18 protein-coding genes are annotated in these 13456 nt (G+C 61.9%); 9 read left to right on the forward strand and 9 right to left on the reverse strand.

Translation table 11 applies throughout. The features are described 5' to 3' along the window. The 3 genes from NKI58_RS17005 (at position 1) to NKI58_RS17015 (ending at position 2284) form a co-directional block, all read left to right on the forward strand. Entirely contained in the window at positions 1-708 is a 708-nt protein-coding gene (locus NKI58_RS17005) for an ABC transporter ATP-binding protein (RefSeq protein WP_031211754.1), read from the forward strand. A 2-nt stretch (positions 709-710) separates the two neighbouring features. Next, a complete protein-coding gene (locus NKI58_RS17010) occupies positions 711-1928 on the forward strand; it encodes an ABC transporter permease (RefSeq protein WP_023676652.1) in 1218 nt (405 codons plus the stop codon). A gap of 113 nt (positions 1929-2041) precedes the next feature. Further along, positions 2042-2284: a hypothetical protein gene (locus NKI58_RS17015; protein WP_023676653.1), complete on the forward strand. Its 243-nt coding sequence runs from the start codon at positions 2042-2044 to the stop codon at positions 2282-2284. On the opposite strand, the gene NKI58_RS17020 is transcribed toward NKI58_RS17015, so the two are convergent. Both NKI58_RS17020 and NKI58_RS17025 read right to left on the reverse strand, forming a co-directional pair. After that, on the reverse strand, positions 2281-3009 hold the full coding sequence (locus NKI58_RS17020; protein WP_352786708.1) for a hypothetical protein: 729 nt from the start codon (positions 3007-3009) through the stop codon (positions 2281-2283). The two genes, NKI58_RS17015 and NKI58_RS17020, sit on opposite strands and share 4 nt — an antisense overlap. 7 nt (positions 3010-3016) lie before the next feature. Next, positions 3017-4129, reverse strand: coding sequence for an endonuclease/exonuclease/phosphatase family protein (locus tag NKI58_RS17025; protein WP_352786709.1), 1113 nt, complete (start codon positions 4127-4129; stop codon positions 3017-3019). Here NKI58_RS17025 and NKI58_RS17030 point away from each other — a divergent pair. The 3 genes from NKI58_RS17030 to NKI58_RS17040 all read left to right on the forward strand — a co-directional run bounded on the left by NKI58_RS17030 (position 4128) and on the right by NKI58_RS17040 (position 5362). Beyond that, complete coding sequence (locus NKI58_RS17030) at positions 4128-4265, forward strand: hypothetical protein (RefSeq protein WP_352570411.1); 138 nt, start codon at positions 4128-4130, stop codon at positions 4263-4265. The genes NKI58_RS17025 and NKI58_RS17030 overlap by 2 nt on opposite strands. 51 nt (positions 4266-4316) lie before the next feature. Further along, positions 4317-4901: a BA14K family protein gene (locus NKI58_RS17035; RefSeq protein ID WP_352786710.1), complete on the forward strand. Its 585-nt coding sequence runs from the start codon at positions 4317-4319 to the stop codon at positions 4899-4901. Positions 4902-5077: 176 nt separating this feature from the next. Continuing rightward, positions 5078-5362, forward strand: coding sequence for a PilZ domain-containing protein (locus NKI58_RS17040; protein ID WP_352570507.1), 285 nt, complete (start codon positions 5078-5080; stop codon positions 5360-5362). 10 nt (positions 5363-5372) lie between these two features. Here the strand turns inward: NKI58_RS17040 and NKI58_RS17045 are convergent, their stop codons facing one another. From NKI58_RS17045 to NKI58_RS17065, 5 genes are all read right to left on the reverse strand, one after another. After that, positions 5373-5996, reverse strand: coding sequence for a hypothetical protein (locus NKI58_RS17045; protein ID WP_352570413.1), 624 nt, complete (start codon positions 5994-5996; stop codon positions 5373-5375). Next, positions 5989-6510 carry a hypothetical protein gene (locus NKI58_RS17050; protein WP_023676659.1) on the reverse strand — a complete coding sequence of 174 codons (522 nt, stop codon included), beginning with the start codon at positions 6508-6510 and terminating at the stop codon, positions 5989-5991. The genes NKI58_RS17045 and NKI58_RS17050 overlap by 8 nt, the downstream gene beginning before the upstream one ends. 501 nt (positions 6511-7011) lie before the next feature. After that, positions 7012-7989, reverse strand: a complete 978-nt coding sequence (locus NKI58_RS17055) for a DUF3592 domain-containing protein (RefSeq protein ID WP_352570414.1) — start codon at positions 7987-7989, stop codon at positions 7012-7014. Positions 7990-8246: 257 nt separating this feature from the next. Continuing rightward, on the reverse strand, positions 8247-9266 hold the full coding sequence (gene ilvC, locus NKI58_RS17060) for a ketol-acid reductoisomerase (RefSeq protein ID WP_023676662.1): 1020 nt from the start codon (positions 9264-9266) through the stop codon (positions 8247-8249). Positions 9267-9401: 135 nt separating this feature from the next. After that, complete coding sequence (locus NKI58_RS17065) at positions 9402-10055, reverse strand: TetR/AcrR family transcriptional regulator (RefSeq protein ID WP_023676663.1); 654 nt, start codon at positions 10053-10055, stop codon at positions 9402-9404. 153 nt (positions 10056-10208) lie between these two features. Here NKI58_RS17065 and NKI58_RS17070 point away from each other — a divergent pair, with 153 nt between their 5' ends. Next, positions 10209-10637 carry an anthrone oxygenase family protein gene (locus NKI58_RS17070; protein WP_023676664.1) on the forward strand — a complete coding sequence of 143 codons (429 nt, stop codon included), beginning with the start codon at positions 10209-10211 and terminating at the stop codon, positions 10635-10637. A 37-nt stretch (positions 10638-10674) separates the two neighbouring features. Here NKI58_RS17070 and NKI58_RS17075 read toward each other — a convergent pair whose 3' ends face one another. Further along, positions 10675-11127 carry a MarR family winged helix-turn-helix transcriptional regulator gene (locus NKI58_RS17075; RefSeq protein ID WP_023676665.1) on the reverse strand — a complete coding sequence of 151 codons (453 nt, stop codon included), beginning with the start codon at positions 11125-11127 and terminating at the stop codon, positions 10675-10677. 100 nt (positions 11128-11227) lie between these two features. Between NKI58_RS17075 and NKI58_RS17080 the strand changes: the two genes are divergently transcribed. Next, on the forward strand, positions 11228-11533 hold the full coding sequence (locus NKI58_RS17080) for a Rieske (2Fe-2S) protein (protein ID WP_023676666.1): 306 nt from the start codon (positions 11228-11230) through the stop codon (positions 11531-11533). 1 nt (position 11534) lies between these two features. Next, entirely contained in the window at positions 11535-12260 is a 726-nt protein-coding gene (locus tag NKI58_RS17085) for a glutathione S-transferase family protein (protein WP_352786712.1), read from the forward strand. On the opposite strand, the gene NKI58_RS17090 is transcribed toward NKI58_RS17085, so the two are convergent. Continuing rightward, positions 12208-13446, reverse strand: coding sequence for an FAD-dependent oxidoreductase (locus NKI58_RS17090; RefSeq protein WP_352786713.1), 1239 nt, complete (start codon positions 13444-13446; stop codon positions 12208-12210). The two genes, NKI58_RS17085 and NKI58_RS17090, sit on opposite strands and share 53 nt — an antisense overlap. Positions 13447-13456: the final 10 nt, after the last annotated feature.

A 13456-nucleotide genomic window follows, 5' to 3' on the forward strand; every position in this document is an offset into this window, starting at 1 on the left:
GTGGCATCGGGCGCGACCCTCATCGGCTTCGACAAGGTCTGGAAAAGCTATGGCCAGGGCGAAGCCCGGGTGCACGCGCTGGCCGGCGTCGACCTCGCCATCAGGCGCGGCGAATTCGTCGCCATCATGGGCCCGTCCGGTTCGGGCAAATCTACGGCCATGAACATCATTGGCTGCCTCGACACGCCGACTGCTGGGACCTACAGCTTCGAAGGCATCGATGCCGGCCGTCTCGACCGCAACCGCCGTGCTCAGCTGCGCAATCTCTATGTGGGCTTCGTCTTCCAGGGCTATAATCTCTTGCCGCGCACTACGGCGGCGGAGAATGTCGAACTGCCGCTGATCTACCGCGGCGTTGGTGCCCGCGAGCGTCGCGGCCTTGCCATGCAGGCGCTTGCCGAGGTCGGCCTTGTCGGCCGCGAGCATCATACGCCAGCCGAGCTGTCCGGCGGCCAGCAGCAGCGCGTGGCGATCGCCCGCGCCATCGTCACCAGGCCGACGCTGCTCGTTGCCGACGAGCCGACCGGCAATCTCGACACCGCACGCACGCACGAGATCATGGAACTCCTGACGCAATTGAATACCGAACTCGGCTTGACGATCGCCATGGTCACGCACGAAGCCGACGTTGCCGGCTATGCCCAGCGCACGATCCGTTTCCTCGATGGCCATGTCGCCTTGGACACAGCCAATCTCGAGATGGCCTAGCCATGATCTGGGAAACCGTTCGCCTCTCGCTCCGCTCCATCCGCCGCAACGTGCTGCGCTCGTTCCTGACGCTGCTCGGCATCGTCATCGGCGTTGCCGCCGTCATCGCCATGCTGACCATCGGCTCGGGCACCACCGAAAAGGTCAAGTCCGATATTTCCAAGCTCGGCAGCAATCTGCTCGTCATCCGTTCCGGCCGTCCGGCCGGGCCTGGCGGACCTGGAGGGCTCGATCAGGTCGTCCGACCGCTGGGCGACAAAGATCTTGCAGCGCTTGCCGCGCATCTGGACGGCTCGCGCGCCATCTCGCCGGCGTCGCAAAAGCAGGTGCGCGTCATTTTCGGCACCGAAAGCCTGACCTCGGGCGTCACCGGAACCGACAGCGCCTATCTCGATGCCCGCGACTGGAAGCTGGTTTCGGGCCGCCCCTTCAGTGATTCGGAAACCCGCTCGGGCACCGGCGTCTGCCTCATCGGCGAGACGGTGCGCCAGCAGTTCTTCGGTGCCGGCGACCCCGAAGGCGAGATCATCCGCGTCAACCGCACCTCCTGCAAGATCATCGGCCTGCTCGAACCGAAGGGCTATACCGGTTTCGGCCAGGACCAAGACAATGTCGTGCTGATGCCGCTCGCCGCCTATCAGCGTCGCATTGCCGGCAATCGCGACATCGAATCGATCTATGTCGCCGCCGACGACGGTACGCCAACCACGGTGCTGCAGCAGCGCGTCGAGGACATCTTGCGCGACACACGCCGCATCACGCCCGACCGTGACGATGATTTCTCGATCCGCGACATGACCCAGATCGCCGATGCCATGGCCAGCGCCACCACCACCATGACTGGCATGCTCGGCGCCGTCGCCGGCGTCAGCCTGCTCGTCGGCGGCATCGGCATTATGAACATCATGCTGGTGTCGGTAACCGAGCGCACGCGCGAGATCGGCATCAGGCTCGCCATCGGCGCCCACGAAAAGCACATCCTCATCCAGTTCCTGGTCGAGGCAACCGTGCTGTCGCTGCTTGGCGGCATCATCGGCATCCTGATCGGCCTGGCGCTGGCCGGCCTCGCCTCGGTGACGCTGACGATCCCGTTTGCGCCGAGCCCGGCGGTCATCCTGCTTGCCGTCGGCTTTTCCGCGCTGATCGGCATGGTGTTCGGCTTCTTCCCGGCGCTGCGCGGCGCGCGGCTTAACCCGATCGACGCGCTGAGGCATGAATAGGCATTGCAGCAAGTGTCGCCTCCAGACGCTGCCAATTTTTTATGCAACCTGCCCTTGTCGCAGCACATTCTGCAATGATAACAATGCTGTTGGGGACTAAGGGGGAACAATGGATGAGCAAGAAAGCGCGACTGGCTCTGGCGATTGTGATCGTCGAAGCCGCCTTGGCAGGGCTTTGGTGGAATTTGATCCTTTATGGGATGGAGAATCCCGATCGCGTCACCGCTGACTTCCAGCAGGTAATTGGGCAGACGATGGGAACGACGATGGGCGCGCTCCTGGGTCTCGGCGTGCTGTTGTATTTTGTTGCCGCCCGCAACGACCGCAAGGCTATTGAAGGTAGGCTACGACGTTAGAGTTGGAAACCTTGCTCGCTCGCAAAGTGCCATTCGATCAGCGGTCTCATATGCGGCATCAACCCGTCCGGCAGGTCGGCTGCATTGCGGATGATGACGGGGCCTTCGATTTCAGGCTCTGACTCGGCCGCGACGAAAGCGCTGATCCGCTGTGCCAGGTCGTCGGCGGACGCCGTCTCGCGGTAGCGGCGAAAGATCACCGTGCCGCTTGCCGTCGACAGGGCGTAATGGCGCTTGCCGCGTGTCGCGCCTGATAGTTCGAGGCCGGTCTCTTCACGCACCTCGCGGATCATGTTGAAGTCGACGTCGACAAGGCCGTCGCGGAAATCGGTTGGCTCGAACGAACCGGCGGCGAAGTAGACGCGCCCGGCATTGACCGTATGCGGCGCCATGCGGATCGCCACCAACGCGTTGTCGCCGGCGACCAGCATGGCGTGGGCGTAGGCATGTTCGGCGCCAGGCACCTGTCGATTGCTGCGCCAAAGCATGAAGGTCGAATAACGCACCGCATGGCAACGGCCGACTAGGCGATTGTCGCGATAGCTGAGAGCGGAAAGCAGCACCACGATGCCGTCGAAAAGCGCCGGCTTGGCTGCGGTCTCACGCCGCCAGTTCTCGGCGATCGCGTCGGCATGATCGCGCTCGAACGGATGCGGGCCGGAATCGAGCCTGACGTCGATGGCATCGACCGGCAGGATGACGTTGCGCGGCAGATCGAAACTCACGCCTGTCTCACACCATGTCGAGGGCAATTGCTACCGGGCAATGGTCGGATGCCTTCGGCCGGTCCCACCCGGCACGTGGGTAGCGCTCGACCTCCTGGCCCGCCGGAAATATGGTGCGCCAAGGCTGCCCGTTACGGATGATATCGGGAACGGCGGTGGCGTTCTGCCTGGCTAGCGCCCTCGACAAAAGGATGTAGTCGAGCTGGCAGAGATGCCGCTCTTCCGGTCCGCGCGTGTGATAGAAAGTCCAGCGGTCCATTTCCGGCCGCCGCTCGACCGCGTTTTCGCAAAAACCGCCGGCAGTGAGCACATCGATGCAGGACCGGCTCTCGTCGATGACCTCGAAACGGTAGCCGTCGACGGCATCGCCGGTAATCTTCACGCGCTGCCGGTAGTCGTTCATATCGCCGCAGATTGCCCAGCGCTTGTCGGCGGCATGGTCCTTGCCGAAGCGCTCCTCGATGATCCGGCGCACCGCTTGCGCCTCGGCGATGCGCAGCGGCATTGTCGCCTCGCGGCCGTCGAGGCCGTTACGGGGCGAGCCCATCGACTTGAAATGCACGAGATACAGCGTCAACGGCGCGCCAGCCACCGTCAGATCGATTTCCAGGCAGTCGCGCCGGAAGATGCGTTCATTGGCCTGGTGACCAAGCGCTGCCAATTCCGCCGTGTGCAGCCCGAATTGCTCGAACGTGACATAGGCGTAGCTGGTCATGCGCACGAATTCGATCGGCTGGCCCTGCGCGGTCTCGTTGCGCATCATCACGGCGACGTCGATGCCGCGCGAATCATTGCCGGCGGTGGTGTATTTCTGCCGGTAGCCTTGCCCCACCATCTTGAACAGATAGCCATATTCGAAGGCCCTCAGCGCCTCGATATTGTCGACCTCCTGCATGCAGATGATGTCGGCGCGGGTGGCCGCGATCGCCAGCGCCGTCAACTGCCGCGTGTCGTCGGATTGGGCGATGGCCCGCGCCTGCTCGAGCATCTTGTATTCGGCCTCGCTCTGGATGTCGAAAAGCGCCAGCGTGCGATCTTCGTTGAGCTGATTGCGGTATCCGGAATAATCAAACCTGTTCATCAGGTTTTCGACGTTGAAGGTGGCAAGGCGCAGCGACATGGCTTTGACCTTTGCCCGCAAGCGCGCCCGAAAACAAGGGCGCAGAAATCAGGCGGCTCTGATTGATCGCGCGCTCGTTATGGTTGACGGAACCTTTTTGTTCATCTTCCGTTCAGATGGAAAGTTCCATCAATAGGCCCTTCCCCGGGGTATTCTGGGCGTGGGGCCTGAATCTTCGGAGAGTGCGATGAAACCGCTCTTTTTATCTTCTGTCAGATCCGGGCTGATGGCCCTCGGTCTGATCGCCGGCCTCTCGGCCCCCTCGCTTGCCGGGCCGATGCCCAAACCCCTGCTGCCGGTGGCGGGCAATGCCGCCGACATCGTGCAAATTCGTGAAGATTGGGCAGGCGGCAATGACAGGCAGATCTGGCGTTGGCGCAATCACGGCGTTCGGCAATGGCGCGGCGACGATGGTTGGAGATGGCGGTCCAACAATTTCCGCGGCCGTCATTTCTCGAGACACTGGGACAATGGCGACTGGAATGACAACTGGCGTTGGCGCCATCACCGCCGCCATTACCGCGGCGGTTACTACGATGATGGTGCCGGCGCCGCGATTCTTGGGCTGGGCCTGGGGTTTGGCCTCGGCAGCCTATACAACAATTACAACTACTACGATGCGCCCGCACCGCGGCGCTACTACCGGACACAGCGGCTTTCCAGCGCGCATGTCCAATGGTGCTACAATCGCTACCGGTCGTACCGCGCCTGGGACAACACGTTCCAGCCCTATAACGGGCCGCGCCAGCAATGCTACTCGCCCTATAGCTGAGCAGGCCGGTAATAATATCGTCTGGCGCCGCGCGTTGCGGCGCCGATTTTTTCTTACGGCCAGCAACCGCGAAAAATCGCCAGCCTCCACTGGTGATAACGTTATTTTTATCAGGCAGGTCTAATAATCCTCCCGATCAGAACGCCCGAGACGCGAAGATGGCTGGATTGCGTGCGATGGCCGAGGACGAACAGAGGGACAAACACCGGCAGCGCGTCTTGAAGGGCGCGGCGATCCTGACCGGCATGACCAACTCCGAGGTCACATGCACACTGCGCAACATGCATGCGGGCGGTGCCGAATTAAAGGTCTCGATCGACGCGCGCGTGCCCGATGAGTTCCTGCTCTATGTTCCGACCGACGGCATTGCCTACAAGGCGGTGGTTCGCTGGCGCCGCGAGGACCGAATTGGGGTGATGTTCACCGGCACCGAACCAAAGCCCAGCTGGCACTACGGCTGAGATCCCGGCGCTATCCGGGTGGCAGGACTCGCAGTGTCTGCTCGTCAAACAGCGGCTCATCCTGGCCGACGCGAACGAATAGAAGCTTTCGCAGTTCGGGTGATTGCACCTCGAAATACTGAATGCCGTCCGGGGCTTCGCCCCATTCGCCGCAAGGCGGTTCGCCGACCTCGTCAGGGTCGGCAACGGCTTTCAATTCACTGAGATAAACGGCATCGGGACTGAAGACATACCGCAGGGTGCGCGTGGGCGCGACCCCTTCGGTGTAAGGCATGAGCACGCAACGTGTGCTGATGGCTTTCTCGGTCTTCTGCGTAAAAATGCGCTGCAACGCAGCGTCAGCGGCCTCGCCCGGCAGCATATCGAAGACTTCGACGACGGGATCGGCCGGCCCGCCGTCGCTGTATTTGATGGCAAGAGCATTGCCGCCAAGCTCGAAATGAATCCGGCGAAAACCGAAATCGCAGCGCTGCACCCAGGCAGCCAGCCCGACATCCTTGTCCGCCAGCCGTTCCCAAGCGCATTTGTCGACAGGCGGACGCGACGGCTTGCTTTGGTCGGCACGAGCGCCGGTTGCCATGGCCATAAGGACCGGCAGGGCGAAGATGCAGGCCGGCAGTCTCTTGCTATTCATCGCTACAACCCGTCAAGCTAAAGGCGTCCCAGGCTGAACCATCGGGATTGGCTTTGGCGAAATCGGGCCATTCGGTAAAAATCGCGCCGAAGTCAGGCAACAGCAACCCTGCCGGCGCCGGCGAGGCTTCGCGGGAACTCAACTGCTCGGCACCGCCTGCATTGAACGCATAGACCTGCCCATCCCACACTCTGCACAGCCCGGTGCCGTCCTCGAGACCAGCCTCACGATCGTCGTCGGTGCAGGTGTGCCGGATCGTGCCCACAGGAAACGAGTACTTGCCATTGGTCCAGGTAATGTCCGACGGCAGACGAATGTCGGTGTTGGGCACGATCAACGAAAAGACCTCGGTCGTCAGCGCGGCCGGCTCGTTGTTGGTTGGCCGGAACTGTATCGTCGCTCCCGAACGCGGCTCGCGATAGGTCGCATGGCTGAGCGAACATTCTGTTGCGTTCGCTGCTTGCAACAGGCTCAGCATGCTCAGAAAAATAGCTGCTGCTTTGTGGATGATCATTTAAGTCCCTTGGAGCAGCATCATTGTGAAGTCTGAGCACCGATGCTTTAGCATGGCCCAAGGCCACGTCGAAAAGAAGAAACGATGATGCGAAATCTCTTGATGCTCATTTCGATCTTAACATTTTCGTGCGGCAGCGCCTTTGCCGCGGAACAGTATGTGGGCATATGGTCCGGGAACAGATCGAACTGTACCGCCGTTGCGGATGTTCAACGCCAGACTGTCTACACATTATACCGCGACGCGCTGTCGGTCCCTGCTCTCGGCTGCGAACACGCAACGTTCCTCAAGACGCCCACGGGCTGGGTGGCGCGGGCCAGCCAATGTTACGGATCCGACCCGTCGGCCGAAGAGCCGTTCTCCCGTGTCATCCATATTGTGGTCGACGGGGCGACGTTGAGACTGACATGGCCGGGCTTCGACAGCGGAGTTCTTGTCAGGTGCTGACGACAAGTGTCCTCTTTCTCTGGATCTACAGCGTCTAGGACGGCAGCTTCAGCATTAGATCACCCCGACAAGCAGCGCGGCTCCGCCTATCAAGCCAACGGCGCAGACCCACAGGAGCCAAAGCCCGCTCACCCTGCATTCGAGAACCGCTGCAACTGGGTTGTCGGGGTCGTAGTGGACCTCGACCTTGTCGCCCTGGAGGTAGCGCTGCGATCGACCGCTGACGAGGCTCGGCAGCGAAGCCGTCACGTTTGCGCCGAAAGCGATGCGATCGGCGGCGTAGCGCTGGCCGGCGACGCTATAGCTGTAGACGATGCGGGATTTGAAGACTGTTCGCCAGGGCCGATAGCCGCCTCCGGACCTGTCGCGGGTCTCGAATTTCTGCAGGCCCGAGGCGTCGATGCGTCCTGCCGTGATCGGCCATTTGGCCGCCTGTTCCGCAAGTGACTTCTGGGCAAAGCCCATGCGCAGGACAAATAATCCCATGAAAAGCAGCAGGGCAGCGGCGCCGAGGTTCTGCGGCCTGGGCAAAAACGGCCGGATCGCTTCGAGGACGCCGCCGACGGAGAAGACCAATACAAGCGCGCCGACCACCAGCCCGGCCGAAAGCTGGACCATGAACTTGAAGGAGCCGTCGGGCATGGTGCGTTCGATCACGGCCTTGGCTGGATCGGCCGGATTGTAGAAGACGGTTACGCCGGCCCCGTTTGGAAATTTCGCAAGGGTTTCCGCCACGGCAAAGTTTCCAAGGTTCTCCTGCACGCTGTAGTGCGAACTGCGAAATGTCTTGCCGTTCACCTTGTATTCGAAGGTGATTGCCGGGAAGTTGCGGATTTCGGTCGACCCTCTGCTGTCCGAACCGGATCCCGAACTGGTCACCTCGCGAGCCTCGACCCGCGACGAGATGATCTTTCCCGGCGTCGGAGACCAGCGGCTGACCGCCCTCACCTCCCACCACTTCAGCAAGGTGATGAGGGACAGCATGCCGGCAACCGCGCAGGCAAACCCGACCAACAGAAATTTGAGTTCCAACTCTCACCCCCTTGGCACTTTTGTGCCATGCCCCGCACAGGCATATCACGGTGATGAGGATAGTGCGCCTGTCCAGAAGCCTAGAAACCACACAATCTTGATGCGAAAAGGCCGGCGGATCGCTCCGCCGGCCTTTCTTGATCGGCAATGAAATTGCGATCGGTTCTTGGCCTTGTCGACCAGCTTGTTCATGGAAATTCCCACGCGCCCGCAGGGCGAAGCCCGAGTACGGGTAACGAAACGAACGTGGATTTCCTTCAGTTCTTGGCCTTATCAACCAGCTTGTTCTTCGATATCCACGGCATCATCGCGCGCAGCTTGGCGCCGACTTCCTCGATCTGGTGGCTGTCGTTGTTGCGGCGGATGCCCTTGAAGCGCGACATGCCGGCGCGGTATTCCTGCATCCATTCCGAGGTGAACTTGCCGGTCTGGATATCCTTCAGCACGCGCTTCATCTCGGCCTTGGTCTCGGCAGTGATGATGCGCGGGCCCGAGACATATTCGCCCCATTCGGCGGTGTTCGAGATCGAGTAGTTCATGTTGGCGATGCCGCCTTCGTAGATCAGGTCGACGATCAATTTGACCTCGTGCAGGCACTCGAAATAGGCCATTTCCGGCGCGTAGCCGGCTTCCACCAGTGTCTCGAAGCCGGCGCGGATCAATTCGACCAGGCCGCCGCACAGCACCACCTGCTCGCCGAACAGGTCGGTCTCGCACTCCTCGCGGAAATTGGTCTCGATAATGCCCGAGCGGCCGCCGCCAACGCCGCAGGCGTAGGAGAGCGCCAGGTCGAGCGCATTGCCCGAAGCGTCCTGGTTGACCGCGACCAGGCACGGCACGCCACCGCCCTTCTGGTATTCGCCGCGCACCGTATGGCCAGGCCCCTTCGGCGCGATCATCACGACGTCGACCGAAGCTTTGGGCTCGATCAGGCCAAAATGCACGTTGAGGCCGTGGGCGAAGGCGATTGCCGCGCCATCGCGGATGTTTGGCGCGATCTCGGATTTGTAGATGTCGGCCTGCAGCTCATCCGGCGTCGCCATCATCATCAGGTCGGCCCATTTGGCGGCATCGGCTACGCTCATCACCTTGAGCCCGTCGGCCTCGACCTTCTTGGCGGTCGCCGAGCCGGCCTTGAGGCCGATGGCGATGTCCTTGACGCCGGAATCCTTGAGGTTGAGCGCATGCGCCCTTCCCTGGCTGCCATAGCCGATGATAGCGACCTTCTTGCCCTTGATCAGGTTGAGATCGGCGTCGCGATCGTAATAGACACGCATTTTTCTTCCTTCCCGTTTTGAACCAGAGCATGATGCCGAAAAGTGTGAAGCGGTTTTCGGACGACATCATGCTCCATCTTTTAGTGTAGAGCCGGATTCAGATTTCAGGTCGATTTGACCTGAAATCATCCGGCTCTATGGGCCCTGCGGCCCGGTTTTTGCCCCGAAAAGAGCGAGAAACTGCTGCGTCGCCCGGACGGCGTCGCCGCCGATCGCCACATCAGTCAATTCCAGCCGGTCGCCAAGCAGCAAGCGGATCTGCACGTCACGGGCGACCAGCCCAAAAAAGGTGCGGAACGCCGTCTCCGCGTCCGAAAATTCAAGGAACCCGGCCTGTCTCCCGGCCTCCAGCACCGGCTTGAGGCGCTTGGCCAGCGCAAATCGACCGTTCTCCAGCACGATGACGCCGAGATCGTCCTTCCCCGAACTAGCATGGCCGACCGCCACCCTGTTCAGCGCGATCGAGGTGTCACTCGAAATTACCTTGAGCCAGTCCGAAGCGAAGCGTTCGAGGCTCGCCGTCAGCGAAGGGAGGTCGAGCCCCTTGCGGTCGACCGGCACTACCCGCACCTTGGACGCCTGCCATTGTACCGTTGCCGTCAACAGCCCGTCGCGATCGCCGAACCATTTGTAGAGCGTCTCCTTCGAGCAGCTCGCCCGCCGCGCCACGGCGGTCATGGTCAACTGATCGCCCTCTTCGACCAGCAGGCGAAGGGCGGCGTCGAGCACGTCCTTCTGCCGCTCCGTCAGCGCCTCGCTGGTGTCGATGTCGGTCACAGCGTGCAACACAGTTTTTCCTCCGGAGGCAAACTCACCCGCAGTTCAGATACGAGCTCGATGGCGTACCGTACGTTACGGTTCGGCTTTATGGCGTATTGCCCGACCCGACGCAACCCTTTATTTCTGTTTGCTCCATGCGGGGCATCACGGGAGACACGGATCATGCTCGCCGGATTGCTTGCCTTGACCGTTGCCGCAGTGTTCGCCGGCGCGGCTATCTACGTCAGCGTCGCCGAGCAGCCGGCGCGGCTTCGCCTCGATGACAAGGCATTGCTGCAGGAATGGCAGCCTTCCTACAAGCGCGGCGCCGCCATGCAGGCCTCGATCGCCGTCATCGCCTGTATTCTGGGCCTCGTCGCCTGGTGGCTGACCGGCAATCTCGCTTATCTGGTCGGTGCCTTGCTGATCATCCTGCCTTGGCCATGGACGCTGCTGGTGATGATGCCGGCAAATAGGTTGCTGGAGGCGATGGACGCGAACTCCGTCAATCCTGAAGCTCGGACATTGATCGCCAAATGGGGCAATCTACATCTGGTCCGCGTCGGTCTTGGCGTTCTGGCGACGTTGGCATTCCTCTTGGGCAGTGCCTGACCTCGCCAATCGGTGCCATCTTCGTCATGAAGGCGTGTCACTCCAGGGCGGGCGGATCTCGCAGGCGCCCAAGCAGAGCTGACAGCGCGTCGAGCTCATCATTGGAAAGCCGGGAGCCGACCAACTCCGCGATCGACCGGCCGTAGACAGCCCACATGCGGCGGCGCGTCTCGCGTCCCTTGTCTGTGACGCGGACTGTTTGCCCGCGGCCGTCATCGGCAACTGGAAGCTTCTCGACCTGCCCGTCGGCTTCGAGCCGCGCCAGCAGCCGGGAGATGTTGTACTGCGCAAACAGGGTGCGCTCGGTGAGTTGGAACGGCCGCAATCCGCCCTCGCCCGCCTCGGCAAGCTCATGCAGGACGTCGTACCAGGCAAGCGGCGGCAGGCCACTGTCCTTCAGCGCGTCCTCGGCTCGTTCCAACAACTGGCGCGAAACCCGCATCAGGCGGGCCCAGGCCTTGATGGCTGGAGGTGAAGGAATCCCGGTCATGATTGCATCGTAGGCGATAGATGCAATTGCATCAAGCTTGACGATCGATGCAAATGCATCTATATAGATGCAATCGCATCAATCATGAGAGGCAATTCCGATGAAGCATGAAATCTGCAGGATCGCCGACATTCCGGAAAAAGGCAGCCTCATCGCTCCGTTTTTCGGCCGCGAGGTCCATGTCTACCGCAGCGGCGAGCGTATCCGCGCTGCCGCCAACGTCTGCCTGCATTTCGGTGGCCCGCTCGGCTGCAAGGACGGCAAGCTCGTCTGCCAGTGGCACGGCGCCTCGTTCGACATGGCGAGCGGTGGTCGCCTCGAAGGCCCGGCGCCGAAGGGCTCCCGCCTGATGTTCCTCTCCACCCGCGTCGAGGACGGCGCATTGAACTATGTCTGGGGAGAGTGAGATGATCGACAAGCTCATCCTCGTCAGCCACCATCTTTGTCCCTATGTGCAGCGCGCGGCGATTTCACTTCGCGAAAAGGACGTGCCATTCGAGCGCATCACGGTCGATCTCGCTAACAAGCCTGCCTGGTTCAAGGCGACATCGCCGCTCGGCAAGGTGCCGCTGCTCCGCGTTGAGCATGACGGCCAGGAAACGGTGATCTTCGAATCGCTCGTCATCCTCGAATTCCTCGAGGAAACCCAGCCCAATCCGCTGCATCCCACCGACCCCTATGCCCGTGCCCGGCATCGCGCCTGGATCGAGTTCGGCTCGGCAATCCTCAATGCCATCGGCCGCTTCTATTCAGCACTCACCGAAGCCGCCTTCATCGCCGAACGCGGGGCTCTGGCAGCAATGTTCGATCGCCTGGAAGAGGAACTGGCGAACGGCGCGGCTGGGCCATGCTTCGACGGCGAGCGCTTTTCACTGGTCGACGCGGTCTACGGCCCGATTTTCCGTTATTTCGAGGTCTTTGACCGGATCGGCGATTTCGGCATCCTGGACGGAAAACCGCATGTCCAGGTGTGGCGCGAGGCGTTGCGCAAACGCCCATCCGTGAAGGGCGCGGTCGCTCCCGATTATCCGCAACGCCTCCATGCATTCTTGCAGGCTAAGGGTTCGCACCTTTCGGAAATCAGCCGCCAAGGCGATCCGGCGACAGCGCTTCCGCAAGCCCTATCGGCTTGAATGGATTGAGCACCGTTCCTGTAACCATGGAAGCAAGAAACTGCGGCGCCGGCGGGACTTTTGCCAGCGTCGCCACCAGCCTGTCGCGGACGAACGGCATCACAATCGAATCCGATTGATAAAACGGCGTCAGCACCAGCGACAGCGCCTGGAAGACCCGCACATGCCATCGCCGTGTCCGGACATAGGCCGCCAGTGCAGTATCGATACGGTCCGTTCCTATGAGTGCGTAGTTGAGCGCGGCTGCATCGAGCAGCGCCATGTTCGCGCCCTGGCCGAGCTGCGGGCTCGTTGAATGGGCCGCATCGCCGATAACAGCCAATCGCCGTCCGGCTGGCGTCTTCATCGTGTGATGGCCATAGCGCGCCAGCGAAAGCTGCTCGAAACTGTCGATCTGGTCGATGAAGGCCGCGCATTCAGGCCACAGCCCGACCAATCTCGCCTTCCATGCATCGAGACCTGCCGCCCATACGTGCTCGGCATCCGCCGGCTTGAGGCTCCAGAAGAATGCCGCCATCTTCTGGGCACCGGGCTCAGGCCGGCCGATTGGCAGCACGCCGATCATCACGCTCGCACTGTCGTAGCGCTGCAGCAGCGCGTGCTCGTCGAAACCCTCGCCGCGCCAGCCGAGCGATGCCCAGAACGTGCCATAGGCGAGCGATCGCGGTTCGCCCGGATTGTTCACGCACCGCCGCAGTTTGGAGCGTGAACCGCTGGCATCCACTACCAGGTCGAACGACCCTATCCGTCGTCCGTTGCCGCAGATCAATGTTGCCCGCTCGCCGGTTTCCAGCGTCTCGAGCTCGATACCTGTCTCGATGGTGATCGCCTGGCGCCGGGCGGCGCGGAAAAGCACGCCGAACAGAGCCGCGCGGTGCACCGCCAGCCCGAAGCGACCGCCGCGCTGGGCATCATAACGGACATCGAGCACGGTGCGGCCAGTTCTGGCGTCTGCACCATGCAGGCGGTCTATGCGGCTGCCCAGCGCCAGAATGTCGTCGAGCAGGCCGAGATCGGCAAGCACCGTCAGCCCGGTCGGCTGCAGGATCAGCCCGGACCCGACCGGCTTTGGCTGGTCGAAGCGTTCGAAGATGGTGACCCTATGTTCGGCGCGCGTGAGATAGAGCGCGGCGGCAAGTCCAGCCGGCCCGGCGCCGGCAATCGCGATGTCCAGAGAATTGCCCATCTGCCCGACC

The sequence above is a fragment of the Mesorhizobium sp. M0522 genome (genome assembly GCF_040321085.1).
Lineage (GTDB): Bacteria > Pseudomonadota > Alphaproteobacteria > Rhizobiales > Rhizobiaceae > Mesorhizobium.